We start from the raw sequence: 24,908 nt of genomic DNA, 5'->3' as shown, positions 1-24,908 counted from the left end.
AATGAATCCATTCTTCAGACTCAACAGCCACAACAGGAACAACTTATGAAAAAACTCTTTGGAACCGACGGCGTGCGCGGCGTAGCCAACATCTACCCCATGACCACAGAGATCGCCATGCAGATCGGCCGGGCCATCGCCTTTATTGTCAAAAACCAGGTCAAGGGCAACACTATTGTCATCGGCAAGGATACACGGCTTTCCGGCTACATGCTCGAGAACGCCCTGGCCGCCGGCATCTGCTCCATGGGGGTCAATGTCCAGTTGGTCGGCCCTCTGCCCACGCCGGGTATCGCTTTCATCACCACCTCGATGCGGGCCGACGCCGGCGTGGTCATCTCGGCCTCGCACAACCCTTTCCAGGACAACGGCATCAAGATATTTTCCGCCGACGGGTATAAGCTGCCTGATGAGATGGAGGCTGACATCGAGGATCTGATCTTCTCGCAAAAGATGGCGGCTCTGCGGCCGGTAGCCGATGAGGTCGGCAAGGCCTCGCGCATTGAGGATTCCTGCGGCCGTTATATCGTCTATTTAAAAAATACCTTCCCCAAGGATTACGTGCTCGACGATTTCCACATCGTGCTCGACTGCGCCCATGGCGCGACCTACCGGGTGGCGCCCCATGTCTTCTCGGAACTGGGGGCCAAGGTAACCACCATCGGTGCTGAGCCCGATGGTAAAAACATCAACCATGAATGCGGCGCCCTCCATCCGGAGGTAATGGCCGCCAAGGTCAAGCAACTAGGCGCGGACATCGGCTTGGCGCTCGATGGCGACGGCGACCGATTGATCGTTTGCGACGAGCACGGCGCCATTGTTGATGGCGACCATATCATGGCCATCTGCGCCAGCGACCTGATGCACCGACGCAAGCTGAAAAAGAAAACCCTGGTGGCCACGGTGATGAGCAATATGGGACTGGAGCAGGCCATGACTGCCATGGGTGGGCAGATGATCCGCACCCAGGTCGGCGACCGCTATGTGGTTGAGGCCATGAGGGCCAAGGGGTACAACTTCGGCGGCGAGCAGTCCGGCCATCTGGTCTTCCTCGACCACAACACCACCGGTGACGGTATCCTGGCCGGCTTGCAGTTGCTGGCGATCATGATCAAGAAAAACAAGCCGCTCTCCGAACTGGCCACCATCATGTCCACCTTTCCCCAGGTGCTGCAAAACGTGCGCATGGCTTCGCGGATCGCCCCAGAGCTTATCCCTGGTTTTCCTGAGGCCCTTGAACAGGCGGAACAACAACTGGGCAACCGGGGCCGCATCCTGGTTCGAGCTTCGGGCACCGAACCGGTCATTCGGGTGATGACCGAAGGTGAGGACGAGCAGGAGATTGCGACTATTGCCCATGAACTCTGCGATGTGATCCGCAAGGCTGACCGGGGCTGAAAAAACACCCCAAAAAAAAGGGCCTTCTTTCTGGAAAGACGGCCCTTTTTTTTTCTTTTTGAATCTCGATGTAGTTTAGAATTTTTATTTCTTCGCCTGGGCCATCGCCTTTTTGAACCCATCGACTGACCGGGCGATCACCTTTTCATCAACGCAGAAGGCCAGCCGTATGTGCCCGGGCAGGCCGAAACCCCGTCCGGGAACGGCAAGAATTTTTTGTTCCGCCAGGAGGCGGCAGAACTCGACATCGTCGATCGGCGTCTGGGGGAAGAGGTAAAAAGCGCCCTTGGGCCGGACATAGGTCATGCCGGCCTCGTCCAGAACCTTGCAGAAGGCCTCAAGCCGCCGGGCATAGATCGAATTGTCCGCCGAGACATCCTGCAACTGCACCACCGCCCGCTGCATCAAGGCCGGGGCATTGACAAAACCGAGGATGCGGTTGGCGAGCGTCAGGGCACCAAGAACCGCCTCTTTGTCCGCCATCTCCGGATGCACTGCCAGGTAACCAATGCGCTCACCCGGAAGGGACAGCTCCTTGGAATAAGAGGAAGCGAGGATGGCATTGGTGGTGGTGTTCATCAGCGGCGGCACATCGTGGTTGTCAAAGACGATGTTACGGTACGGCTCATCGGAAACCAGGTAGATGGTGGTGTTGAACCTCGCACCCGCTGCATCCAGCAACTTGCCGAGTTGCTGCAGAGATTCAGCCGAATAGATCTGGCCGGTGGGGTTGTTGGGGCTGTTGATCAAGACGATCTTGGTCTTTTCGTTCAGGGCCTGCTCAATTGCCCCCAGGTCGAGATTGAACTCCTTGTCCGTGGGCACAATCTTGGCCACACCGCCGTGATTATCGATGTAGAAATGATATTCAACGAAAAACGGAGAAAGGATGATGACCTCATCGCCGGGGTCGAGCAGAGCCTTAAAGATGACATTGAGGCCGCCGGCCGCACCGCAGGTCATGAGGATATCGCCTGCTTGTAGATTGACGCCCTGCTCGGCGCCGAGTCGCTTGGCCAGGGCCTCACGAACAAAAGGATAGCCGGCATTGGGCATGTAGCCGTGAATGCCAGGCTGCTCGTTTTGCGCCAGCTCGCGAAGTACGGTGTAAAATTTGGCCGGTGGCGGCACATCGGGGTTGCCAATACTGAAATCAAAGACCTTGTCAGCCCCGAACTCCGCCTTCATTCTCGCCCCTTCCTCGAACATCTTCCGAATCCAGGAGGAATTCTCCGCAAACGCCCGCATCTTCTTGGCAACACCACTCATTGTGCACCCCTTTTCACTGATATTAAATGGTAAGATTACCCGACCCCAAGCGAACCCCACAGACCCGCGGCCCGAGAGTCATGGGGACGGTGTTAGAGTTTTTGATTTAATTGATTTTTTGCACGAACCATTCGAAGACGCCACTCATGGTAATCGTCCCGTTTTCGTCTTTGATATCGACAGGCACGGTTATGGTCGCGCGGCCTTTCTTTGCAAGATGTTGCTCAAACTGCTCTTTTGTTTCTGTATCGATTCCGGCCTCGGCGTGGATGTCGGATTCGGCCGGTTTTTTAAATTTAATCTCCGATTTCCTTAACACCGGGACAACAACATTGGCCAGATGAGGAAAATGCTGCTGCAAGGAGCATCCGCTGCACGCTTCGGCAAGGGCGAATTGGGCGCTCGCGTGAAACGTGCCTAGATGGTTTTTCATATGATCCTTGAATCGAAGCGCCAACTTATGATTGCCGGAATCGAAGTGGTGAATTTCGACAAAGGCGTTGAAAGGAATTTGGGTTATGTCCATTTTGCTCTCTCCTACTCGCAGCTTTGAATGTAAAAAAATGCCCCAACCACCACCTCACCTGCCGGCAAATTTCTTTTCAAAGTAGCCGTAGGCCACGTTGATTTCCTTCATCTTTTCCTCGGCAATCTTCTTGAATTCCTCGCCCAGATGTCCGACCTTGTCCGGATGATACTGCATGGACAGCTTGCGGTAGGCTTTCTTGATCTCAGCAAATTCAGCCCCCTTTTCCAAGCCGAGCACTGCATAATACTGCTCCTCCACCTGACCGGAAGTTGCGGCCTCCTGCCGCTGGCGGTACATGTATTTCGCTTCGATGGTCCGCTGATCATACACGGAAATCTGCAGCAATCCGGCGATTTCCCGCGCCAGTAGCAACTCGTTTTGCGGCGGCGGCTGCTTGGTGTAGATGATTTGATAGATCAGCTCCAGCAGGATCAAGCGCGGCTCGTACGCAAAACCGGTACGGAACTCTTCCAGCAATTGGCGCAGATCGGTCGTGTTCTCTCGCGCCTCCTTGACCAGTTGTTTGACCCAGTACATCTGATCCTGGTTGTAACGGAGCTGGTACTGGAAGAAATTGAGAATGGCATTGAGTTCCGGCCGGGTAAAATGGCCGTCGGCCTGGGCGATCTTCACCAGAATATTGACCAGGAGAATAACAAAGCGATTGTGGCTTTCAGACTGCGTGGCCTCATAGGTGGAGACTCGCCGCCGGACATAATAGGTGAACGCCCAGAACGCTCCAACCAGCAACAGGATCCCGGCCAGACCGGAATAAAAGATGAAGCCGAGGAGATTGAGCAGGGCCGGCGCGCCACCGGTGACTAAGGCCAGCACGACGAGCAGGAGCAGACAGCCGCCGCAACCCGGTTGATTATGTTGTCGATATTCCATTCTGATCTACTATTTTAAAAAATGGGGCAATCGGCTTGTCCGCCGTTGCAGCTGACACCGGCTGGGCGATCAGCCCTCCTGACCGGCAAAGAGGGCATCAACAAACTCGCGGGCATCAAAATCGCGAAGATCATCAATTTGTTCGCCGATGCCGATGAAGCGGACCGGGATCTTGGTTTCCCGGCAAACATTAGCCACGATCCCGCCCTTGGCGGTGCCGTCGAGTTTGGTCAAAGTCAAGCCGCTCACGCCCACGGCCTCGTGGAACAGCTTGGCCTGGGAGATGCCGTTCTGACCGGTGGTGGCATCGAGAACCAGCATCACCTCGTGCGGCGCACCCGGCATCTTCTTGCCGATGACCCGCTTGATCTTCTTGAGTTCCGCCATCAGGTTCACACTGGTATGGAGGCGACCGGCGGTATCAATGAGAATGACGTCGTGATGATGAGCGACACCGTATTCAAGACCGTCAAAGACGACGGAGGAAGGATCGGAGCCGGGATTCTGGGCAATAACTTCGACCCCGACCCGCTCACCCCAGATCCGCAACTGGTTGATGGCGGCGGCGCGAAAAGTGTCGCCGGCCACCATGAGCACCGATTGCCCGGCGCGAACAAACTTGGCAGCCATTTTGCCGATGGTGGTGGTCTTGCCAACACCGTTGACCCCAACCACCATGATAACAAAAGGTCCTTCTTCAGGCATCACCAGCTCGGCCGGCTGCTCCGAGGCCTCGATATAGGCGAGAATCTGGTCACGAAGAATGGCCTTCAACGCCTGGGGATCGCTCAACTGGTCACGCTTGACCTTTTTCCGGGCCGCATCGAGTAGCTCCAAGGTGGTGGTCACGCCCATATCGGCGGTAATCAAGATCTCCTCCAGTTGCTCGAAGAGATCCTGATCGATCTCCTTCTTCCCCAAAAAAAGCCGGTCAAGGCGGTACACCAAGGAGTCCTTGGTCTTGCCCAGCCGCTCCTGCAGGCGTTGAAACAGCGATTTGCTCGCCGGTTTTTCCTGGGTTATGGCAACAAGGGGCTCGGCCGGAACGATAGGTTCAGCGGGCGCCGGTTCAAGGGCGGATTCTTCCTCACCGGCATCGACTTCCCCGGCTACCGGCTCCTCTGCGATGATTTCTGCCAACTCATGAGTACCGGCAGCACCAGGAGTAATGGCGGAACATTCTTCCGCCGATTGTTGTAAGGGGGTTTCCTCGGCCGGAAGATCGAAAGCCTGGGCAGGAGGTTGTTCAGCGACAGGCTGCTCCAGGGCGGCTGCCAGTTCCTCGACAACCGTCTCATCGGCGACCGCACCGGTATCGGCCTCGAGGGTCGATGGTTCGACCACAGGTACAGCCACTTCGACCATGACCTGCTCGTCTGCAACCGCATCCACCGCAAGGGGTTCCTTGGCAACGGCAACCGGTTCATCAGACTCGACAACCGTTGGTTCCACGATAGATTCCGGCGGCGGCTCGACCAGAGGTGTAGAAGAGAGGACCTCCTCGACAGGTTCTTGTCTTAGATCTGCCTCAATCGCATCGGGATCGGCCGTCTGTTTGCCGAATTTTTTCTTGAACCAACCCAGCATCAGCTCTTTGCCTCTGTTTTCTCAATGGCGATGGCCAGAACTTCGCGGATGGTGTGGGGATAGTGGAAGATCACGCCTTTGCGAATATCCTCGGGGATCTCCAGCACATCCTTTTCGTTGAGCACCGGCAGGATCAACTCCTTTATCCCGGCCCGGAGCGCAGCCAGGACCTTCTCGCCGATACCGCCCACAGGCAGGACATCACCGCGCAGGGTAATTTCGCCGGTCATAGCCACATCCTGACGGACCGGACAACCAAGGATCACCGAAACCAGCGACGAGACCATGGCCACCCCGGCCGAGGGCCCGTCTTTGGGAATGGCACCCTCGGGCACATGGACATGGAGGTCGATACCCGCAAAAATATCCTCGTCAATTCCCAGATCTTTGGCATGGGATTTAATATAGGTCAGCGCCGCGGTGGCCGATTCCTTCATCACATCGCCGAGTTTACCGGTCAGCGTCAACCCTCCCTTGCCCTTCATACTTGAGGTTTCGATAAAGAGGATCTGCCCGCCCACCGGAGTCCAGGCCAGTCCGGTCGCTAGTCCCGGGCCCCAGCTGCGGGCCTTCATCTCGGGATAGAAACGCTGCGGCCCCAGGAAATCATACAATTTTTCTGGGGTGACGACCGTCTTCTCGGTCCGGCCACGGGCGATGGCAGCGGCCGTACCCCGGCAGAGGGCAGCGATCTCGCGCTCGAGATTGCGCACCCCGGCCTCGCGGGTGTAGGAGGCGATCAGCGCCTCAATGGTTGCCTCCGGAATCTCCAGATCATCGGGCGTCAGGGCATGGGCCTCCAGCTGTTTGGCCAATAGATGACGGGTGGCGATGGCCACCTTCTCCTGCTGGGTGTAGCCGGAGAGTTCGACCACCTCCATCCGGTCGCGGAGCGGCCCGGGGATGGTATCGAGCACATTGGCGGTGGCGATGAACATCACCTTGGACAGATCGAATTCGATGTCCAGGTAATGGTCGGTGAAGGTTGAGTTCTGTTCAGGATCAAGGACTTCGAGCAGTGCCGACGAAGGATCGCCGCGAAAATCATTGCCCAGCTTGTCGACCTCGTCGAGTAGAAACACCGGGTTGTTCGCCCCGGCCCGCTTGAGGCTTTCGATGATCCGCCCCGGCAGCGCACCGACATAGGTGCGCCGGTGGCCGCGAATCTCGGCCTCATCACGAACACCGCCGAGCGCGATACGCACAAACTTACGGTTCATGGTACGGGCGATGGACTGGCCGAGCGAGGTCTTGCCGACTCCGGGAGGGCCGACAAAACAGAGGATCGGTCCATGGATGTCTTCTTTGAGCTTGCGGACCGCTAAAAATTCCAGAATCCGTTTTTTGATCTTTTTCAGGCCGTAGTGATCCTGATTGAGATCTGCCTCCGCCTGCACCAAGTCCAGGGAATCTTTGGTGGAATCTGTCCAGGGCAGGTCGAGAATCCAATCGATATAGTTGCGCGACATCGAATACTCAGGCGAAGAAGGCGAAATCCGTTCCAGCCGTGTCATCTCCTTGTCAATCACGGTTTTGGCCTGGGGACTGAGGCCCTTTTCGGCTATTTTCTCCTTCAACTCCTTGACCTCGACCTTATCCTCATCCCCCTCGCCTAGTTCCTTGCGAATGGCCTGCAACTGTTGACGGAGGAAAAATTCCCGCTGGCGCTCATCCATGTCCTTTTTCATCGAGGCCTGCAGCTGGTTGCTCATATCCACGGTTTCCAGCCGCTTGGCCAGTTCCTTGGCTACCCGATGGAGGAGATCGTGCAGAGGCGTGATCTCGAGAATTTCCTGCTCCATCTCAATTTTCAGGTTCAACTGGCTGCTGACCAAGTAGGCGACATAAAAGGGGTTGGTCAGGCTGTTGATGGTAGCCACCAGTTCCTGGGGCAGTTCGGTGGCGCTCACCAGTTTTTGGAACTGGGCCCGGATGTTGAACAACAGGGCCTCGATTTTCTTATCCTCAACAATCTCCATCGGGATTTCGACGACCTTGGCCCGCATGTAGGAGGTGGAGGCGATGAACTCAGAGACGGCAATTTTCTTGGTGCCGCTCATCAGGACCTGATAGTAGCCCTCCGGTGCCTTATTCAGCTTGTGCAGGTAACCAACCACACCCACCTGATAAAGATCCTCGGGGCCAAGAATATCGTCGTCTGAAACCTGCTCGCGGCGGCTCGGCACCAGCCCGATCAGGCGGTCACCAAGGAGGACATCATCGATTAACTGTTTTGAGGTGTCGCTTGAGACCTGGAGCGGAAATCCCATGCCGGGATAGAAAACAAATCCGTGCAACGGCAAAATGGGCAGGGATTCGGGGATCTCCAACGCGGCAGGATCCATTTTTTTGGGTGGCGCTTGTTGTTCGTTTTCCATTTTATTCTCCAGGTGTTATCCTGATCATCACTCTGCCCTTCCGGGTCTGTTTCGGCAGGGTCACCGCGAGTATCCCGTTGGTATAGACCGAGTTGACCCCTTCAACCTCGACGGCGGAGGGCAGGGGCAAGGTCCGCTGAAAGCCGCCCAGTTCGATTTCGAGCTGATGGATGCAGGCAATCGACTGGTGTGGCGGTAATTGCCGCACCCCGCTGATCCGCAATTGCTGACCGTCCACCGTCACCCGAAGGGTGTCACTCACCACTCCGGCCAATTCGACGTAGACATGAATGTGATTATCCGCCTCATAAATATCCACCGCCGGCTGCCAGCCGTCCGATTCCACCGGCATCATCCGGGACAGTGACATGGAGCGCAGAATGCGTCCCGTATGTTGCTGCATCTGTTCCAGTTCCTCCAACAATTTTTTGCTGAATGGATCCATCAGGTCCCCCTTTATGCCTCTTTCCGAAAAAGCATCTGATTCATGCCCGCGAAATTTCCCGCGCAGGCGGCAAACAACTCGCAGTTGATGTCGCCGGAATAAGCCAGCGGTAAATGCCACTCGTTTTGCCGGCCCGGCGATGCGATACAAGTAAGCACTATTACTTTTCCGGCAAATATAAATCAAGAAAAACACAAGGCAAATGGCAGGTTGGGCCCCCTCGGCGACCGTTTGCTTTTTTATTTGCTTTTCAACTCGCCAGCATTAATGTATAGGCCCAAATCACGATGAACTCGCCTCCCCGCGGCATCTCCGGATCTTGATATACCGGCAGGAAATGCGCGGGCTCCTTTTTTACGGTCATACCAACTGCGCCACCGCACCCTGATTTCCGGGCGCGGCCCAAACAGGACCGGACGATGGCGCACCCGCGGGTTCACCCCCAATTTAATCACCACTTTTTTTAACGTTGGAGGAAAATATGAGCAGTTCTTGTGGCAGTTCCTGCGGGAGCGATCAGCAAAGCAGTTGCGGTTCAGGCGATGCCCGCCTGGCCCAGCAGGATATCGCCATCACCAAGTCCCTTGGCAAAATCAAAAATAAAATCCTGGTAATGAGCGGCAAGGGAGGTGTCGGCAAATCGACTGTTGCCGTCAACCTGGCCCTGTGCCTCGCAAAAAAAGGCCACAAAGTCGGCCTGATGGATGTCGACCTTCACGGCCCGGACGTCTGCCGGATGCTCAATCTCACCGGTAGCCTGGAGGCCCCGGCCAACCCCGACGACCTCATTCCACCGCTGACCTACAGCGACAATCTCAAGGTTGTCAGCCTGGAATACATGATGAAAAACCGGGATGACGCCATCATCTGGCGCGGACCGCTCAAGATCCAGGCCATTCGGCAGTTTATCGCTGACATGGACTGGGGCGCACTTGACTATTTGATCGTCGACGCACCTCCCGGCACCGGTGATGAGCCACTGTCTGTTGCCCAGACCATGCCCGGCGTCCATGCGGTGGTGGTCACCACCCCGCAGGCCGTAGCCCTGGCTGATGTTCGCAAGTCGATCAACTTCTGCAAGGCGGTCGAGATGCCGATCGTCGGCGTGGTCGAGAATATGTCCGGTTTTGTCTGCCCGCACTGCGGTGAGACGGTGGACATCTTCAGCACGGGCGGCGGCGAGCAGACCGCCCGCGACTTTGACCTGCCCTTCCTCGGTCGGGTGCCCATGGACCCGCGCGTGGTCATGGCCGGCGACACCGGCACACCGTATCTCTCCGGGGACGAGGACAGCCCAGCCATCAAGGCCTTCAACGGCGTGGTCACCGCAGTCGAACAGCGCCTGCCGCCTGGCCCGGTGATGGTAAACCCCTTCGCCAATGCCGGCTGCGCCTGCAGTCCCAGCGGCTGCCTTTCCGCCTCCAAATAATACTCTTCTTCAATCTTCCCGCAGTCGGCCCTGGCTGGCTGCGGGAAACAGCCCTTAGGGATCAGGTCTATGCTTGTCAAACAACTCACCGTTGGTATGATGGGGGTCTGCTGTTATATTGTCTCCTGCGAACAGACCAAACAAGCCGCCGTAATCGACCCCGGTGGCGATGAGGACCGCATCCTCGACTATTGCAGCACCAGCGGGCTCAAGGTCATCTATATCATCAACACCCATGGCCATCCCGACCATGTCTGCGGCAACGCCCGCATCCAGGAGGCCACCGGCGCCAAGATCGTCATGCATGCCGAGGATGCCGCCTTTTTCAATGAACCGCGCATTAAAGACTTTTTTTCCTCTCTCGGCCTGCCCGAGTCACCGCCCGTTGATCTGATCGTCAACGACGGCGATGTCATTGCCGTCGGCGAAGAGCAGCTCCAAGTCATTCACACCCCCGGCCATACCCCTGGCGGCATCTGTCTGTACAGCGCACCGCATTGCTTCACCGGCGACACCCTCTTTGTCGGCGCAGTCGGCCGCTCCGATTTTCCCGGCGGATCCATGCGCCAAATGATCGACGCCATCAAAACCAGGCTCCTGACCCTGCCGCCGGAGACCTTTGTCTGGCCCGGCCACGGCTACGGAGGCTTGCAGTCCACCATAGCCAGGGAAGAAAAGACCAACCCCTACCTCGAACTCTAGGCTGGTTCTCTCACCCCAGACAGGAACCCCACTCCTCGCTCATGCGTGAAATCATCCTCGGCACTGCCGGACACGTCGATCACGGCAAAACCAGCCTGATTCGGGCCCTCACCGGCATCGAGACCGACCGGCTCAAGGAAGAAAAAGAACGCGGCATCACCATTGAGCTAGGGTTTGCCTACCTCGACCTCCCCTGCGGCCACCGCCTCGGCATTGTCGATGTACCCGGACATGAAAAATTTATCCGCAACATGGTGGCCGGCACGGCCGGCATGGATTTGGTGGCCTTTGTCATTGCTGCCGACGAAGGCATCATGCCGCAGACAGTTGAGCATTTTGAGATTTGTCAGCTACTCGGGGTCCGTGATGGGCTGGTCGTCCTCACCAAAAAAGATATGGTTGAGCAGGAATGGCTCGACATGGTCACCGAAGAGGTCCGCGACTTTTTCACCGGCAGTTTTCTTGAAAATGCACCGATTGTTCCCGTTAATTCGGTCAACGGTGAGGGGATCGATGAGATTGTCCGCCTTCTTGATGCCAAGGTCGCCGCGATAAACTTCCAGGAGGAATTCGGACCGTTTCGCATGGCAGTGGACCGGGTTTTTTCGATGAAGGGATTCGGCACGGTGATCACCGGCACCTCGCTTTCCGGCCGGATCGAGACCGGAGCCGAGTTGACGTTCTACCCCGGCGGCCTCACCGCCAAGATCCGCGGTATCCAGGTACACGGCCAGGATGTCGGCCTGGTCGAGGCCGGGCATCGTACCGCCATCAATCTCCAGGGCATTGAAAAGGAACAGATCAACCGGGGCGACATGGCGGCCACTCCGGGTAGTCTGATCGCCTCCACCCTGCTCGACGCCGAATTCCACTGCCTGCGCTCAGCCCGCAATGAATTGAAAAACCGGACCCAAGTGCGGGTCCATCTGGGCACCCGGGAGATCGTCGGCCGCATTCTCCTGCTGGAATCCGACACCCTCACACCCGGCGAGACCACCCGCATCCAATTGATCCTGCAGGAACCGGCGGCTGTCTGGCCGGGCGATCACTATGTGATCCGCAGCTATTCGCCGATCACCACCATCGGCGGTGGCACGATCCTTAACAATGGGCCCAAGAAACGGAAACGAACCCTAGAACGGGACAGGGAGGTCAACCGGGCCCATTTTGCCGCCCTGGCCGCCGCCGATAGCGAGCAAAAACTGCTGTTGCTGGTGGAGGAATGCGGTTCCAAAGGGATCACTGCCGATCAACTGGCGGCCCGCACCGGTGTCTTCAGCAAAAAACTGAAAAAACAGCTGCAGCACCCTATTTCCACCGGGGCGCTCATGGTGGTCGATTCGGAAAGCCAACGGATGCTGGCCGCATCCGTGGCAATGGGTATCCAACGCCAAATCGTTGATCTACTCACGAATTTTCACCGCGCCAACCCCCTGAAAACTGGACTGCCCAAAGAAGAGCTTCGCTCCCAACTGCGGCCCGCTGTAGAGCAGAAAATTTTGCAGGCCCTGCTGGCCGGCTTGGTTCGGAAAGGGGTGATCGAGCAAGTTGGGGCAGAAATTAAAGTAAGCGGCCACACCGTCACCCTCGAGGTGAACGAACAGGAGATGGAGCAAAAAATCAGTGAACTCTACCGCCTGGCTGGCCTTACCCCGCCCAATCTCAAGGAGGTGTTGGCCGCCTTCAGTGAATTTCCGGAAAAGCAGATCCGCCAGGTGATTGACCTGTTGGCTGCCAAGGGAGCCCTGATCAAAATCAATGAAAGCCTCAGTTTCCATGCCCCGGCCATCCAGACCCTACAGGAAGAGGTGGTGGCCTTCATCCGTCACGAGGGCGAAATCGATGCGCCACGCTTCAAGGAGCTTTCCGGCCTGACCAGAAAATTCTCCATCCCCCTGCTCGAATACTTCGACAAGATCAAACTGACCATCCGCATCGACGACAAGCGCGTCCTGCGCAAGGGATAAGGGTTACCTTCTGAACTGACCGGTTACCAGGAAATGGGTCACCTGCTCCTGAACCAAACGGTGCCGCATAATGAGCGAATGCCCACAGGGGAGGACGAGAAAGTCGGCCATCCCGGGAAGTTGCGCCCGTGCCACCGAAACTTTACCGTCGCTGGGTCCTGGGAAAAATCGGGAAAGGCCGAGAGCCGGCCGGTTGCCGGTGAGAATTCCCAACGGAAAGGCGGCGGGCCCCAGGCGGGCGGGCGACGCCTCTTCCGCTGTCCCCAGCTGACAACCCGCTGGTCCAAAAAGCAGACGAAACCAGGCAAAACGGCAGAGACAATCGACCAGCTCGCTGCCCTGATTCGGCGGACTGAGCATCACCACCCGCCCCAGATTGGCAGGAATTTGTACGGCCAGATAGGCACGGAGCAGAATGCCGCCCATGGAATGGGTGACGAAATGAATACGAGCAACACCCTGCCTCCGCAAGGCGGCGACTGCCGGTGGAATGACAGATTGGGCGAGGATTTCGATGGGGTGGCGACGAGAGGGATAACCGGCATTGACGACACAGTATCCCTGCCGCTTGCAATACGCTGCCAGCGGCCGCATCGACCGGCGGGTCCGGGCCAGACCATGAAGCAGGATCACTCCCTCATGCATATTTCCTCTTCCGTGGCCGCTCCGGTCGTATTTTTGCAGACTCACAAACCATTTTTCCCCTGAGAACAGGAGGATGCGGCCACAACACACGCTCCTGCTGCTCAACGGCTCAACAACGCCGGCGGGTTTGGCTGATGGTCGGCGCGAGAACCGGCATAATCAAAAAGTGATAAATCGGTCGCTGTCCGCAATCAATTGGTACAAATCGATCTGTTTTGCCCGCTGGTGGTACATTGCCTCCACGCCGTGGAGGTCGAGGAGTTTCCCTCAGGCAAGCAAAACGCCTTCGGACAGAGTGAACAATTTCGCCAATTCCGTGAGAGGAAAGCTCGCTGAGGTCAATGAAGCGTACCGCACCGAAGGCCCGTTGAGAAACATAGTAACGTCATCCATCTGCTCCAGCATGAGGTTCCCCATTCTGAAGGCATTCCAAACCACTTCGGCATCTCCGCTGCACACCATCAAGGCAGTTTTCATACTCTTCTCTCCAGGTCAAACGTTTACCACCGGTAACCCTTTGCCACGATCAAAGCGATCACACCGCGCACGAGATGCCAAAAAAACAGATCCTGTCGCGACGAGAGAGCAAAGCCCTATTTGACAAACCGCAAACCGGCTATTTTCAACGCTCCGCGGTGATAGCCGTCCGGAAAGAGCTGTTCAAAGCTGTCCAAGTCAAGATCGCAGCTTTCGCAGGTTTCGTAAATATTGGGAATCCGATGCTGTATCTGATGGACATCGCGAAGATAATAAAGAATCCGCCAATGTTCGTCGGTCAGCTTCCCCCCCGGAATGCGCATCTCCATGGCCCGGTGCACGGCAAAATTCTCATCCCAAGAATCGGGATCGACAAGAAAGCCACGGACATCGGTGGCATAGACCTTGTCGCCAGACAGGGCCCGCAGATCGGCAACGGACTCCCTGAGATGGGCGCCGTAGGGCATATTACTGACCCGGTAGTGCACGCCGGCAACCCGGCACAGCCCCCGGTGGTAGCCGGTGGGAAAAAGCTTCTGCATTTCTTGGGGCCGCAGACCGATGGCCTTACAGGCGGCAAAAATAGTCGGACAGACGCCGGTTTTCCCATAGGCATCGCGGACATACTGGATCACATCCCAATGCTCGTTTGAGAGCACCGGGATTTCGCATTCTCGCGCCACGCCTTCGGCAAAATCCCGATTCCAACTCTGGGGGTCCAGTAAACATCCCTGGTCATCCAATTCGTAGGTTACATCCTTATAGCTAAACGGCTTCATTTCCTCTCCTTTTCATGGCTCACGAATCCCGGTCAACCACCCCACCGACGACTGTCCGGAAAGACTCCGTTGTTTGCCAACTAGTTTAATCTATTGCTAAACAGGTACCACCAGATTGATTTTCCCGCAAGAAGTCTCTCACCCGCCCTGACAAAACGCCAGGGCCTGGGCCACAAGCCGCACATGCTCTTTTTCCGCTTCGGCTATAGTGGTGAAGACCGCTTCCATGGGTTGATCTTGATAGCGATGCGCCATATTGCGGGAAAGGTCGTAGGCCGAATACTCGATGGTCAGGGCCATCTCCAGAGTAGCGCGGCAGGGTTCCATCGGTTGCTCCTCGAGCGTGGCTACAAGAGCGGGGCTGGAGAAGCCCCCCTCGACAATGTCCCCGGCCAGACCGGAAAAAACCGTTTCAAAGGAGGGCGGATCACCCTGCCCTTCAGCCCAGAACCGATAGATCATGCGAGCATGTGCCTCCTCGGCCCCGGCCAGGACGGCAAGGCTCTCGGTCCAGGGGACAGCACCGTAACGCCGGCTCAGGGCCGCATAAAACTGTTCTGCCCCCCGTTCCAGATCCATGGCTTGCAACAGCAGCTCTTGCTCGCTCCCGGAAAGATCAAAAATCTTGAGGTTAGGGGTAGATGGGAGGAGATGCCCGTCCCAGGCGAGGATGCCGCCGGTCATATTGAAGACCGTTCCGGCCACATAGGGCCGCGATCCGATGAAAATGGCCGCGCCTTTTGACCGCTTGCCGGATCGGCAATACAAGATAAGGTCCTTATCCACCGGCAATTCCTGCATCCGCTGGGGTATTTCCCCCAAGGGGACGAGGATAGAACCGGCGATATGCCCCTTCGCGTACTCGTCAGGCTGACGGACATCAACGAGCAGATATTCATTCTCCTCATGCCGCGCCATGTACTCGCGCACCCGCTCCGCGCTGATATCCTGATACTCCTCGGCCATATCCGCCTCCCGTACAGTCTTGATTCTCTCGCTTTCAGCGAACATGCCTGGTTATAGGGAATATGCCGCTGTTTTTCAAGCCCATCGTATGGTTTTTCCTGAGCCGAATCGACAACACAGGTGCCTGGTTCGACATACTTGTCGAATCACTCAGTCGAGAACACCGCTCAACCTTCGGCAAGGGGTCTCTCTCCTGGTTGTTCAGGAAAATATACCGACAGAACCTTTTGGCATGTATACTGCTAAATACAGGCAAACCCTGTTGCCCCCTTTTCTCCAACCCGAGGCTCCCTGCTGTGGATGTGCGAAAAATAACTTCTTTAACCCTCTTGCTTTCCTTTGTTATTCTAGTGCTGACCAGTGTTGTCCTTTACGTCGTGCCCGAAGGGCGGATGGCCTATTGGTCCGACTGGCGCTGGCTCGGACTTAACAAAACGCAATGGGGCGATATCCATATCAACTCCGGCTTTCTCTTTCTGGCGGCCGGGATCGTCCATCTCGGGTACAACTGGAAGTCCATGATCGCCTACCTGAAAAACAGAACCAGGGAGGTGCGAATTTTCACTCCGGCCTTCACCGTGGCCTTGGTGGTCAACTTGGTTGTTCTGGGGGGCACCCTGCTTCACCTGCCGCCCTTCAGCTCGATCCTCGAATTCGGCCATTCGTTCAAAGAAGCTGCGGCCGTCAAGTACGGCGAGCCGCCCTACGGCCATGCCGAGCTGTCCTCGCTGGCCCTCTTCGCCAAACGCACCGGGCTGGAACTGGCCAGCATCAAGGCCGGTTTGAACAAAGCCGGTATCCGCTTCACCAGTGAAGATCAGACGATTCTCACTATTGCCCAAGCCAACCATATCACACCCAAGGCCGTCTACGACGCTCTGCAGATAGGAGCGGCAAGCAAAGGTGACTCTAAAACCTCATCCTTGCCGAATCAACCCTTTCCCGGCATGGGACGGATGCCACTCAAGGAAATCTGCACTCAATACGGTTTGAATCCGCAACAGATTGTCTCTGCCTTGGCCGTCAAGGGGATCACGGCGGATCCGGAAAAATCGCTGAAAGAGATCGCAGGCGAACACAGAACCGACCCCCACAACCTTTTTGCACTCATCCATGAAGCTGTTACGCCGAAATAATACGCTTTTCCTCCTGCTTCTGCTGGCCTTTTCCTTGCCACTGCTCCTGCTGGCCGCCAAGGCGGATAACAGGGCTCCATCCGAGGCGCCGGTGGCGTATCCTCCCGCCAACAGCGAGTCCTCGGTGACGCCAGTGCCCGATGGAGGCGAGCAGCAACAAGCCGACAACGGCCAAACCGAGGAAACCGTCGACATCCAGACTCTGAAACAACGTTACAACCAAGATTCCACTGGTGTCCGGGCTCGTTTGGGCATGTGCCGCCAAGGGCAAAACGGGCACGGTGGCGGCCGACATTGCCGCCACCGCGGAGGCGAGCAGTGGAACAATCAGTGACTCCCCGCCTCCCCCTGCCCTCCTGGGGCATGAATCTCGCCGGATTCGGCATGCTCATCGCCTTGGTTCTGACCGTCTTCTTTTGGCAAATGACCACCGTTGACAACGATCTCCAGCGCAATACCCTCGGCCGCTCCCGGATGATGGCGATGATCATCGAAGAAAATCTGGCGAATGCCGCTTTGGCAGAGACAACCATCGATACGGTGACCACCTCCTTTCTCCGTGACAAGGCCAGGTTCGTCGACTATCTCAATACCATCGACCCTTTGCAACCGGAGGAGTTGAGCGCCCTGACCAGGGAGACCGGCCTGCTCGGCATCGAACTGGTGCGCCAGGATGGGTTTGTCATCGGGGGATCAGCCGAGTGGCTACCGAAACAGCAAGGCTGTGATCTCGCTCCTAATCAAGTCCACTATGACCGGGACCAACAGACGGCCCTGCTCATCTATACTGGCACAGAAACGCAGGTCCGTTGCATCCGGGTCGGTCTCGATGCCCGCGCTATTCTCCAGCTCCGTCTCAAAACCGCCTTGCCGGCACTCCTGGTCAATCTCTCCCGTCTGCCGGGCATTCATTATGTCCGCCTGGAAAAGACTGAAATAGCGGCCGATGAAGATCCTGTCCGCTTGGTCACCCAGGGTGAAAAACAAACTGCGGAAGCGCGACTTGCCATCCCCATGGGCACCCTCGTCGTCGGCCTTGACGCTGCCAACCATTACAAGCGGATCGAACAGTTGCGGCGGCAATTTCTCCTTTTTGCCACCCTGCTCCTGTTGCTTGGCCTCTTTTTCTCCTGGATTCTCTATCACTCTCAGCAGGCCGACCTTGCCCGGACTCGCAGGTTTGAACGGCTGTTGGCCAAGGAGCATGAAGCGGCGTCTCTGGGGCGGGCCACAGCCACCATCGCCCACGAGGTGCGTAATCCGCTCAACGCCATCAGTATGGGATTGCAGCGCTTGAGCCTGGAATCGTCCCATCTCGACCCGGAACAACAACACCTGATGGTCGCCATGAAAGAGGCCGTGCACCGTGCCGGCGCCATCATCACCGAATTGCAGCGCTTCACCAGGAAACTCGAACCCCGCCTGCAACCGGTGCTTCCTGACCAACTCCTCCGGAGCATCCTGTCCCTCTACCAGCAGCGATGCGCCGAGGACCGGATCGAGGTCACTCTCACCGGAAAGGAGACCACTGCCATCGAGGCCGATCCTGATCTCCTCGCGGAATTGCTGGAAAACCTGCTCAAGAACAGCATTGAAGCCCAGCCAAACGGAGGTTTTATCCAGATTAAGTTCACCCTGGTTGCGCAAGGGATGGAACTGACCATGACCAACGGTGGCTGTGTCCTCTCTGCCGAGGATGTCGCCCGTCTGGGAGAACCCTACTTCACCACCAAAGTCAGGGGGACCGGCTTGGGGCTCGCCCTCTGCCGCCGGATCGCCGAGGCCCACGGCGGCGACTTACGATTTACCGTTGATCGGCAGCGGCAGCAACTGATGGTGAGAGTGATCTTGCCCGGAAAAGCGCGCCACCACAGTGTGCAGCGCCGCGAAACAGGGCCGGATGGAACAGGAGGACAGCAAACATGAATATTCTGGTCGTCGATGACGAGCCGCTGCAACGTGATCTGTTAGGCGGCTTTCTCCGCAAGCAGGGCTACACTGTCTTTGAGGCGGCTACCGGGGCCGAGGCGTTGGCCCAATTCATGCATCACCCGATCGACCTGGTCCTGCTCGATCACCGCATGCCGGATATGAACGGCGACCAAGTCCTGGCCCGGATAAAGGAACACACACCCCTGGCTCGGGTGATCATGATCACTGCCTACGGCGCTGTCGATACCGCTGTCCGGGTGATGCAGCTGGGTGCAGACGATTTCCTGGAAAAACCGGTGGAATTGGAATTGTTGCTTGCCCGGATCAGGGCCATTGAGGAACGGCTTTATATTGCCGACGATGTGGCTTGCGTCGAGGAGACGATCGACGCCGAAGCCTTGCCGGTACGAATGATTGCCGCCAGCCCGGCGATGCGGCAGGTCCTTTCCCTGGTGCTGCGGAGCGCGCCGAGTCCCTGGACAGCACTTATCCAGGGTGAAACCGGCACCGGCAAGGAACTGATCGCCCGCCTGATCCACCTGCTCAGCCCCCGCAAAGAAGGCCCCTTTATTCCCCTCAACTGTGCAGCAGTGCCCGAGGGCTTATTCGAGTCCGAGCTGTTCGGCCATGAAAAGGGAGCCTTCACCGGAGCCGCCAATCGGCGGCGCGGAGTTTTTGAACAGGCGCACCAAGGCACACTTCTGCTCGACGAGGTCGGGGAACTGCCCCTGGCGGTGCAGGCCAAACTGCTGCGGGCTTTGCAGGAAAAAACCATTTGCCGGGTGGGCGGCGAGCAGCCCATCGGGGTGGATGTCCGCATTCTGGCCGCCACCAACCGAGATCTCAAACAGATGGTGGCAACGGACGCGTTCCGCGAGGATCTCTTCTTTCGGCTCAATGTCCTGGCCATCGACATCCCGCCCCTGCGACGACGCAAGGAGGAAATCCCCGCGCTGATCCGTTTTTTCCTCGACAAATACCAAAGCCGGGCTGTCTTTGACGACCAGGCCCTCAACCAGCTCACCAAATATCATTTTCCGGGCAACATCAGGGAACTGGAGCATATCCTTCAGCGGACCATCACCCTTGCCCGCTCACCCAGCATTGGTTTGCGCGACCTACCGCCAGAAATCCGGGAGTACCGGGGTATCCCGGCCGAAGGCGACCTCAACACCCGCTTGGCCGAGATGGAGCGGCAGATGCTGGTCGAGGCCCTGGACAACCACAACTGGGTGCAAACCCGAGCCGCCGAGGCCTTGGGTATCAGCGAACGGGTTTTGCGCTACAAGATGGAACGGTTGGATATAGTTAGAAATACCTGAACGCCGACGCCACTCCCCCATGAAGAGTGGCGCCAAACAGGAAAACGTCTCTCACTTACCGATGGATGGACTGGCGGCGCTGCCAGCCGGTGCCTTGCCGGTTGCCGGAGGCGCTGCCCAGTAAGCACAACAACCGCCGCGGCCCATCCCCTTGCCCATTCCTCGACCCATACCGCGGCCCATCCCCTGCCCCATATACTTCTGCCGCTCTTCCGGAGTCATTTGGCTGAGCCTTTTCCACCACTCGGTATGGAAGGCATTCCATTCCTCCTGGCTGGTGTTGTAGATGGTTCCCCGTACCCCGCTCAATTCGTCGTTGGACATTTTGGTATAATCCACTGCCCAGGCGGCCCCTGCCACCAGCACCAGGCAGCAGACGGCCAGTATCATACGCTTCATTGTTTTCATTGCTCCACCTCGTTGGTTGTTGTTTCGATGACTCCCCTCGCAGGGAACCCGTTTACCCCTCTTCTATCAACATCCGTGCCAGTCAGTTTTTTACAAAAAAGAAAGGTAAATCAGTCAATTGAGATAGATTGCGAGGGAGGAAAACCAGGGTGATTCGACATCCTGCGGGAAAAGCTCGACGGAAATGTCGAAAAGGGAGATGAAAAAAGGTCAGCGAACCGAGAGACGTCCGCGCCAGGGGCCTTTCCCCTGTGGATAAGACAATTCCAAGGTTTCACGACTCACTGCAACCCGCAGCCCCTGATGCAGGTGCAGTTCACTCCCGGTACGCCCCGAGTTGGCGGCTGCCAGCACGGCGAGAATCTGCTCATAGTGGGCGGTGTTGCCAAGCGTCCACAGCAGTTTTTCAACCAGGCGCCGCTGCAAGGCCGGATGGAGTTGGCGGAAGGCATCGCGTCTCAGACGGCAGACCATGCCATCCCCCTCACCCGGTTGGGAAATGGCAACGACCGACTCCCAACTCCGGTCGAGCAGGAGTTCGAGCAGGTCCTCATCCTCGCGGAGATTAGCGGCGGTTTTCAACAGAGCCCGGCGGATACCCGGATCGTACTGCTCTTCCAGCAGCGGCAGGAGATGGCGGCGGATGCGGTTGCGGAGGAAACGAAGATCGTTGTTACTGGAATCCTGGCAATGGGCGATGCCCTTGTCGCTGAGGTAGGCGAGCAGTTCCGCCTTGTGAATACCGAGCAGGGGCCGGATCAAAGTGCCCGATCGCAGGCGCATCCCGGCAAGGGCTTTGCGACCGCCCCCCCGAAACAGCCGGAGCAGCAATTCCTCCGCTTGATCATCCGCCGTGTGGGCCACAGCCAGCAGATCGGTTGCCCATGTCTTCCCCAGCTCGGCAAAGGCCTGGTAACGCAATTCCCGGGCCGCATGTTCCAACGAAAGCTTACGCGCGGCGGCAGTTGCATGCACATTCACCGCCACACGGGCGCACTCAATGGCCAACCGGCTTGCCGCCTCCTGCACGCAGACCCACTCCGCAGGAGTTTCGCCGGGGCGCAGACCATGATCGACATAGACCGCCACGGGGGTGAGAGAAAATTCGCGCCGCAATGCTGCCAGGATATGCAGCAGAGCCATGGAATCAGCCCCTCCGGAGACCCCGAGCAAAACCCGATTGCCATTGGACAACAAGGACTCGCCGAGAATGAGCTGACGGATTTGATGTTCGAGGGGATGCAGCATTTGCGTTCTTTCTCGTCCAACTCTTGAAGAGCAACCGAAAATGCTCTATGCTGGTTAAATATGCCATCAGGAACTGCAATCAGGGAGCATGGACAAGAATGGATCGGACAACCTATCTGGAAACCATGAGACAGCACCTCAAAACAGCGTATCTGCTGAGTGATGAAAAAACCGCGACCATGATTCCGGTGTTCGTCAACACCCTGCGCTCCCACATGAACCGGTTAGCCGAACTGGCGGCCGCCGGCGACATGGAACAATTAAGCCGTGCCAGCCATGCGGTCAAGGGGGCCCTGCTCAACATGGGGTTGGCCGACCTGGCCCAAACCGCCCATACCATCGAAAAACAATGCAAAAACGGCGATCGCACCTGCGATTACCAGGCGATGATCACCGAACTGCAGTATACGGTTTCACAGTTTTGTGAAGAGTGGTGAACGTCCCGAGTACGCCCTCCCTCCGGTCACACTTGACCCGCAGATCAGATCTGATATCCCGTTCCAAACCACTCGGTCCTCGATCGTCTCCTTCCAGGCAAACGGGCGCCATCAATTTCCGCTCTTGAACTCCGCCACCAGGGCCTGGACCGAGGCCTTGGCGTCGCCGAAGTACATCCGGGTGTTTTCTCCGTAAAACAAGGCATTCTCGATACCGGCAAAACCGGGGCTCATCGAACGTTTGAGGACAATGACCGTCTTGGCGCGGAAGGTCTCAATGATCGGCATGCCGTAGATCGGGCTCTTCTCGTTGTCTACCGCGGCCGGGTTGACCACGTCGTTAGCGCCGATGACCACGCAGACATCGATGGTTTCCATGCGCGGATTGATGTCATCCATCTCCACCAACTGGTCGTAGGGGACATTGGCCTCGGCCAGGAGCACATTCATGTGCCCGGGCATGCGGCCGGCCACCGGATGGATGGCATAGACGACCTCTGCGCCGTTGGCCTCCAACAGGTCGCCCAGTTCCTTGACCACATGCTGGGCCTGGGCCACGGCCAGCCCGTATCCAGGGACAAAAGCGACCGAATCGGCGGCCTCCAGGATGTAATAAACATCCTCGGCACTGGCCGGCTTGACCTCGCCCTTGGGCCCGTCTTCACCCGGTGCCCTCGCAGTCGTGGTGCCGAAACCGGAGAAAAAAATGTTGGCCAGCGAACGATTCATCGCCTTGCACATAAGCCGAGTAAGGATGATACCGCTGGCCCCGACCAAAGCCCCCGCCACGATGAGGATGGTATTGGAGACCACGAAACCGGCGGTGCAGGCAGCCAATCCCGTATAACTGTTCAACAGGGAGATGACCACCGGAATGTCGGCGCCGCCAACGGGGATGGTTGAGGTAACACCAAATCCCAGGGCCACCAGCACGATCGTCACAAAAAACAGATAACCGGTCAACGAATCCGGCTTGAGATACAACAGGGTAGCTGCACCGATGGCAACAAGGAGAATGCCGCCGTTGATCAGATGCTGGCCTTTGTAGATCACCGCCCGCTGCGGAATCTTGCCGGCCAGTTTGCCGAAAGCGACCAGGGACCCGGTGAAAGCCACGCCGCCGATGAACACAGAAAGGGCGGTCACAAGGGTGAGGGAAGGCGCCATAGCCGGATTCTGATGATATTCGCTCCAGGCAAGCAGCAGGCTGGCCAGCCCACCGGAGCCGTTGAACAGGGCCACCATCTCGGGCATGGCTGTCATCTTGACAAAATAGGCCCCCGCGGTGCCGATGGCGCCGCCAATCAGCATCCCAATGAGAATCCAGCGATAATCGAGCCCTTGGGCGAGCAAGGTGGCAACAATGGCGATCAGCATGCCCAGGGCCGAAACCAAATTGCCCCGGCGGGCAGTGGCGGGCGAACCGAGCATCTTCAAGCCGAGGATGAACATCGCCGCGGAAACCACATAGACGTAATTTATCCCGATAAAACTCAGAGTCATTCCGTGCCCCCCTTGTCCTTTTTCTTGAACATGGACAGCATCCGGTCGGTCACCGCATAGCCGCCAACCACGTTGATCGTGGCGAAAATGACCGCCAGGATGCTCAACAGGGTAGAGAATCCGTGGTGCGAGGTCTGCATGGCCGCCAGTGCCCCGATCAGGGTGATGCCGTGGATGGCGTTGGTGCCCGACATCAGCGGGGTATGCAGAGTGGAGGGGACTTTTGAGATCAGCTCAAAACCCAGAAATATCGTCAAAACAAAGATAAAAATTGAGTAAACGGCAGTCATCGCATCCCTCACTTATGCACAATGCTTTTATACATGGCGCTGAAGACAGCACCGTCATGGGTGACCAGCGCGCCCTTAATAATGTCGTCATCCAGATTGAGCTGGAAGGCCTGGGTTGCCTTGTCCCAGAAATGGGCGACAAAATTGCCGAGGTTGGCCGAATACATCTGACTGGCGGTCAGCGCCACGTGGCCGGGAAGATTGCCGAGACCGACCACCTTGACACCCCCAATTTCCACCACCTGGTCCAGTACCGATCCCTCGACATTGCCGCCGGTTTCCACCGCCATATCGACGATGACCGAGCCCGGCTGCATCTGGGCGATCATGGCACGATCGACGATGCGCGGCGCCGGGCGGCCGAACAATTGGGCCGTGGTGATGACGATGTCGGCCTGAGTGCAGGCCTTGCCCATGCCCTGCTTCTGCATTTCCACCTGCTCCGGGGTCAGTTGGGTGGCATAGCCGTCCTTGGTCTGACCGGTTTGGCCGAGATCGACCTTGACGAACTTGGCGCCCAGCGATTTGACCTGCTCCTCGACCACCGGCCGGGTATCGAACGCCTCGACTCGCGCGCCGAGCCGCCGGGCTGTGGCGATAGCCTGCAGACCGGCCACGCCGACGCCGATAATAAAGACCTTGGCCGGCTTGATCGTGCCAGCCGGGGTGGTCATCATCGGCAGGATCTTGTCGAGGTGGGTGGTGCCGAGCAGCACCGAGACATAGCCCGCCAGATTGGCCTGGGAACTGAGCACGTCCATCTTCTGCGCCAAGGTGGTGCGGGGAATCATCTCCAGGCTGACACCGCTGATTCCGGCTGCCACTAAGGCATTGACCAGTTCCCCTTCGTTGAAGGGATCAAGGTAGCTGATGTGGATCGCTCCCCGGCGCATCAGGGCAATCTCGGCCAGCGGCGGTTTACGCAGCCGCAGGACGATATCGGCGCCCCGGAGCATTTCATCTCGTGCGGTGGAAATGGTCGCGCCCGCGGCAACATAGGATGCATCTTCAAAGCGGCAACTCAGCCCCGTCCCCGATTCCACCACCACCTCGGCCCCCAACTTGATCAGCCGATCCACGGTGGCCGGCACCATGGGCACCCGGGTCTCGCCCGGATGGGTCTCTTTCATCACCGCAATATTCATAGACGGACTCCTTAAGAAAAAGACG

At 57.6% G+C, this 24,908-nt stretch carries 25 protein-coding genes; 9 read left to right on the top strand and 16 right to left on the bottom strand.

The window, feature by feature from the left end; all coding sequences use genetic code 11:
- Positions 1–45 precede the first annotated feature (45 nt).
- Entirely contained in the window at positions 46–1,398 is a 1,353-nt protein-coding gene (gene glmM / locus ACHZCX_RS17160) for a phosphoglucosamine mutase (RefSeq protein ID WP_319588420.1), read from the top strand.
- An 84-nt stretch (positions 1,399–1,482) separates the two neighbouring features.
- Here glmM and ACHZCX_RS17155 read toward each other — a convergent pair whose 3' ends face one another.
- The 7 genes from ACHZCX_RS17155 to ACHZCX_RS17125 form a co-directional block, all read right to left on the bottom strand.
- Positions 1,483–2,667, bottom strand: a complete 1,185-nt coding sequence (locus ACHZCX_RS17155) for a pyridoxal phosphate-dependent aminotransferase (RefSeq protein ID WP_319588419.1) — start codon at positions 2,665–2,667, stop codon at positions 1,483–1,485.
- A gap of 106 nt (positions 2,668–2,773) precedes the next feature.
- Positions 2,774–3,193: a YiiD C-terminal domain-containing protein gene (locus ACHZCX_RS17150; protein ID WP_319588418.1), complete on the bottom strand. Its 420-nt coding sequence runs from the start codon at positions 3,191–3,193 to the stop codon at positions 2,774–2,776.
- Between the two features lie 54 nt (positions 3,194–3,247).
- On the bottom strand, positions 3,248–4,087 hold the full coding sequence (locus ACHZCX_RS17145; protein WP_319588417.1) for a DnaJ domain-containing protein: 840 nt from the start codon (positions 4,085–4,087) through the stop codon (positions 3,248–3,250).
- A gap of 69 nt (positions 4,088–4,156) precedes the next feature.
- Positions 4,157–5,674, bottom strand: coding sequence for a signal recognition particle-docking protein FtsY (ftsY, locus tag ACHZCX_RS17140; RefSeq protein WP_319588416.1), 1,518 nt, complete (start codon positions 5,672–5,674; stop codon positions 4,157–4,159).
- Entirely contained in the window at positions 5,674–8,052 is a 2,379-nt protein-coding gene (lon, locus tag ACHZCX_RS17135; protein WP_319588415.1) for an endopeptidase La, read from the bottom strand. The genes ftsY and lon overlap by 1 nt, the downstream gene beginning before the upstream one ends.
- Before the next feature lies 1 nt (position 8,053).
- Positions 8,054–8,497 (bottom strand): Hsp20/alpha crystallin family protein, encoded by a 444-nt coding sequence (locus tag ACHZCX_RS17130; protein ID WP_319588414.1) that lies wholly within the window; start codon positions 8,495–8,497, stop codon positions 8,054–8,056.
- 11 nt (positions 8,498–8,508) lie between these two features.
- Positions 8,509–8,655, bottom strand: a complete 147-nt coding sequence (locus tag ACHZCX_RS17125; RefSeq protein WP_394708803.1) for a hypothetical protein — start codon at positions 8,653–8,655, stop codon at positions 8,509–8,511.
- Between the two features lie 323 nt (positions 8,656–8,978).
- On the opposite strand from ACHZCX_RS17125, the gene ACHZCX_RS17120 reads away from it, so the two are divergent.
- The 3 genes from ACHZCX_RS17120 (at position 8,979) to selB (ending at position 12,595) form a co-directional block, all read left to right on the top strand.
- A complete protein-coding gene (locus ACHZCX_RS17120) occupies positions 8,979–9,926 on the top strand; it encodes an Mrp/NBP35 family ATP-binding protein (RefSeq protein ID WP_319588413.1) in 948 nt (315 codons plus the stop codon).
- Between the two features lie 69 nt (positions 9,927–9,995).
- The gene (locus tag ACHZCX_RS17115; protein WP_319588412.1) at positions 9,996–10,628 is read left to right on the top strand and encodes an MBL fold metallo-hydrolase; all 633 of its coding nucleotides are present in this window, start codon (positions 9,996–9,998) and stop codon (positions 10,626–10,628) included.
- Positions 10,629–10,669: 41 nt separating this feature from the next.
- Positions 10,670–12,595 carry a selenocysteine-specific translation elongation factor gene (selB, locus tag ACHZCX_RS17110; protein WP_319588411.1) on the top strand — a complete coding sequence of 642 codons (1,926 nt, stop codon included), beginning with the start codon at positions 10,670–10,672 and terminating at the stop codon, positions 12,593–12,595.
- Between the two features lie 3 nt (positions 12,596–12,598).
- Here selB and ACHZCX_RS17105 read toward each other — a convergent pair whose 3' ends face one another.
- The 4 genes from ACHZCX_RS17105 to ACHZCX_RS17090 form a co-directional block, all read right to left on the bottom strand.
- Positions 12,599–13,240: an alpha/beta fold hydrolase gene (locus tag ACHZCX_RS17105; protein ID WP_319588410.1), complete on the bottom strand. Its 642-nt coding sequence runs from the start codon at positions 13,238–13,240 to the stop codon at positions 12,599–12,601.
- 267 nt (positions 13,241–13,507) lie between these two features.
- Positions 13,508–13,717 (bottom strand): sulfur reduction protein DsrE, encoded by a 210-nt coding sequence (locus ACHZCX_RS17100; protein ID WP_319588409.1) that lies wholly within the window; start codon positions 13,715–13,717, stop codon positions 13,508–13,510.
- Between the two features lie 116 nt (positions 13,718–13,833).
- Positions 13,834–14,496: a TusE/DsrC/DsvC family sulfur relay protein gene (locus tag ACHZCX_RS17095; RefSeq protein ID WP_319588408.1), complete on the bottom strand. Its 663-nt coding sequence runs from the start codon at positions 14,494–14,496 to the stop codon at positions 13,834–13,836.
- 138 nt (positions 14,497–14,634) lie between these two features.
- Complete coding sequence (locus ACHZCX_RS17090) at positions 14,635–15,462, bottom strand: rhodanese-like domain-containing protein (protein ID WP_319588407.1); 828 nt, start codon at positions 15,460–15,462, stop codon at positions 14,635–14,637.
- Between the two features lie 296 nt (positions 15,463–15,758).
- On the opposite strand from ACHZCX_RS17090, the gene ACHZCX_RS17085 reads away from it, so the two are divergent.
- From ACHZCX_RS17085 to ACHZCX_RS17070, 4 genes are read left to right on the top strand one after another with little or no spacing between them, the layout of a single operon-like run.
- Complete coding sequence (locus tag ACHZCX_RS17085; protein ID WP_319588406.1) at positions 15,759–16,598, top strand: DUF4405 domain-containing protein; 840 nt, start codon at positions 15,759–15,761, stop codon at positions 16,596–16,598.
- Positions 16,576–16,932, top strand: a complete 357-nt coding sequence (locus ACHZCX_RS17080; RefSeq protein ID WP_319588405.1) for a hypothetical protein — start codon at positions 16,576–16,578, stop codon at positions 16,930–16,932. The genes ACHZCX_RS17085 and ACHZCX_RS17080 overlap by 23 nt, the downstream gene beginning before the upstream one ends.
- The gene (locus tag ACHZCX_RS17075) at positions 16,917–18,524 is read left to right on the top strand and encodes an ATP-binding protein (protein ID WP_319588404.1); all 1,608 of its coding nucleotides are present in this window, start codon (positions 16,917–16,919) and stop codon (positions 18,522–18,524) included. Before ACHZCX_RS17080 ends, ACHZCX_RS17075 begins: the two co-directional genes overlap by 16 nt.
- Positions 18,521–19,852: a sigma-54 dependent transcriptional regulator gene (locus tag ACHZCX_RS17070; protein ID WP_319588403.1), complete on the top strand. Its 1,332-nt coding sequence runs from the start codon at positions 18,521–18,523 to the stop codon at positions 19,850–19,852. The genes ACHZCX_RS17075 and ACHZCX_RS17070 overlap by 4 nt, the downstream gene beginning before the upstream one ends.
- Before the next feature lie 51 nt (positions 19,853–19,903).
- Here ACHZCX_RS17070 and ACHZCX_RS17065 read toward each other — a convergent pair whose 3' ends face one another.
- Complete coding sequence (locus ACHZCX_RS17065) at positions 19,904–20,251, bottom strand: DUF1104 domain-containing protein (protein ID WP_319588402.1); 348 nt, start codon at positions 20,249–20,251, stop codon at positions 19,904–19,906.
- 219 nt (positions 20,252–20,470) lie between these two features.
- Positions 20,471–21,508: a tRNA lysidine(34) synthetase TilS gene (gene tilS / locus ACHZCX_RS17060; protein ID WP_319588401.1), complete on the bottom strand. Its 1,038-nt coding sequence runs from the start codon at positions 21,506–21,508 to the stop codon at positions 20,471–20,473.
- A gap of 98 nt (positions 21,509–21,606) precedes the next feature.
- Between tilS and ACHZCX_RS17055 the strand changes: the two genes are divergently transcribed.
- Positions 21,607–21,945, top strand: coding sequence for an Hpt domain-containing protein (locus tag ACHZCX_RS17055; RefSeq protein ID WP_319588400.1), 339 nt, complete (start codon positions 21,607–21,609; stop codon positions 21,943–21,945).
- Positions 21,946–22,056: 111 nt separating this feature from the next.
- Here ACHZCX_RS17055 and ACHZCX_RS17050 read toward each other — a convergent pair whose 3' ends face one another.
- Genes ACHZCX_RS17050 through ACHZCX_RS17040 form a run of 3 tightly spaced genes read right to left on the bottom strand, consistent with a single transcriptional unit; the run spans position 22,057 to position 24,883 of the window.
- On the bottom strand, positions 22,057–23,442 hold the full coding sequence (locus tag ACHZCX_RS17050) for an NAD(P)(+) transhydrogenase (Re/Si-specific) subunit beta (protein WP_394708847.1): 1,386 nt from the start codon (positions 23,440–23,442) through the stop codon (positions 22,057–22,059).
- Between the two features lie 2 nt (positions 23,443–23,444).
- Complete coding sequence (locus ACHZCX_RS17045; protein ID WP_319588398.1) at positions 23,445–23,738, bottom strand: NAD(P) transhydrogenase subunit alpha; 294 nt, start codon at positions 23,736–23,738, stop codon at positions 23,445–23,447.
- A gap of 8 nt (positions 23,739–23,746) precedes the next feature.
- On the bottom strand, positions 23,747–24,883 hold the full coding sequence (locus ACHZCX_RS17040; RefSeq protein WP_319588397.1) for an NAD(P) transhydrogenase subunit alpha: 1,137 nt from the start codon (positions 24,881–24,883) through the stop codon (positions 23,747–23,749).
- Positions 24,884–24,908: the final 25 nt, after the last annotated feature.

The sequence above is a fragment of the uncultured Desulfobulbus sp. genome, assembly GCF_963662935.2.
In the GTDB taxonomy this organism is placed as follows: Bacteria; Desulfobacterota; Desulfobulbia; order Desulfobulbales; family Desulfobulbaceae; genus Desulfobulbus.
The sequence above is the reverse complement of the archived record's forward strand: the minus strand, read 5'-3'. Positions and strand labels throughout refer to the sequence as shown.

Coding starts and splice junctions, on each gene's coding strand:
- glmM (WP_319588420.1), top strand. CDS start 46: ATGAAAAAACTCTTTGGAACCGACGGCGTGCGCGGCGTAGCCAACATC.
- ACHZCX_RS17155 (WP_319588419.1), bottom strand. CDS start 2,667: ATGAGTGGTGTTGCCAAGAAGATGCGGGCGTTTGCGGAGAATTCCTCC.
- ACHZCX_RS17150 (WP_319588418.1), bottom strand. CDS start 3,193: ATGGACATAACCCAAATTCCTTTCAACGCCTTTGTCGAAATTCACCAC.
- ACHZCX_RS17145 (WP_319588417.1), bottom strand. CDS start 4,087: ATGGAATATCGACAACATAATCAACCGGGTTGCGGCGGCTGTCTGCTC.
- ftsY (WP_319588416.1), bottom strand. CDS start 5,674: ATGCTGGGTTGGTTCAAGAAAAAATTCGGCAAACAGACGGCCGATCCC.
- lon (WP_319588415.1), bottom strand. CDS start 8,052: ATGGAAAACGAACAACAAGCGCCACCCAAAAAAATGGATCCTGCCGCG.
- ACHZCX_RS17130 (WP_319588414.1), bottom strand. CDS start 8,497: ATGGATCCATTCAGCAAAAAATTGTTGGAGGAACTGGAACAGATGCAG.
- ACHZCX_RS17120 (WP_319588413.1), top strand. CDS start 8,979: ATGAGCAGTTCTTGTGGCAGTTCCTGCGGGAGCGATCAGCAAAGCAGT.
- ACHZCX_RS17115 (WP_319588412.1), top strand. CDS start 9,996: ATGCTTGTCAAACAACTCACCGTTGGTATGATGGGGGTCTGCTGTTAT.
- selB (WP_319588411.1), top strand. CDS start 10,670: ATGCGTGAAATCATCCTCGGCACTGCCGGACACGTCGATCACGGCAAA.
- ACHZCX_RS17105 (WP_319588410.1), bottom strand. CDS start 13,240: ATGCATGAGGGAGTGATCCTGCTTCATGGTCTGGCCCGGACCCGCCGG.
- ACHZCX_RS17100 (WP_319588409.1), bottom strand. CDS start 13,717: ATGAAAACTGCCTTGATGGTGTGCAGCGGAGATGCCGAAGTGGTTTGG.
- ACHZCX_RS17095 (WP_319588408.1), bottom strand. CDS start 14,496: ATGAAGCCGTTTAGCTATAAGGATGTAACCTACGAATTGGATGACCAG.
- ACHZCX_RS17090 (WP_319588407.1), bottom strand. CDS start 15,462: ATGGCCGAGGAGTATCAGGATATCAGCGCGGAGCGGGTGCGCGAGTAC.
- ACHZCX_RS17080 (WP_319588405.1), top strand. CDS start 16,576: ATGAAGCTGTTACGCCGAAATAATACGCTTTTCCTCCTGCTTCTGCTG.
- ACHZCX_RS17070 (WP_319588403.1), top strand. CDS start 18,521: ATGAATATTCTGGTCGTCGATGACGAGCCGCTGCAACGTGATCTGTTA.
- ACHZCX_RS17065 (WP_319588402.1), bottom strand. CDS start 20,251: ATGAAGCGTATGATACTGGCCGTCTGCTGCCTGGTGCTGGTGGCAGGG.
- tilS (WP_319588401.1), bottom strand. CDS start 21,508: ATGCTGCATCCCCTCGAACATCAAATCCGTCAGCTCATTCTCGGCGAG.
- ACHZCX_RS17055 (WP_319588400.1), top strand. CDS start 21,607: ATGGATCGGACAACCTATCTGGAAACCATGAGACAGCACCTCAAAACA.
- ACHZCX_RS17045 (WP_319588398.1), bottom strand. CDS start 23,738: ATGACTGCCGTTTACTCAATTTTTATCTTTGTTTTGACGATATTTCTG.
- ACHZCX_RS17040 (WP_319588397.1), bottom strand. CDS start 24,883: ATGAATATTGCGGTGATGAAAGAGACCCATCCGGGCGAGACCCGGGTG.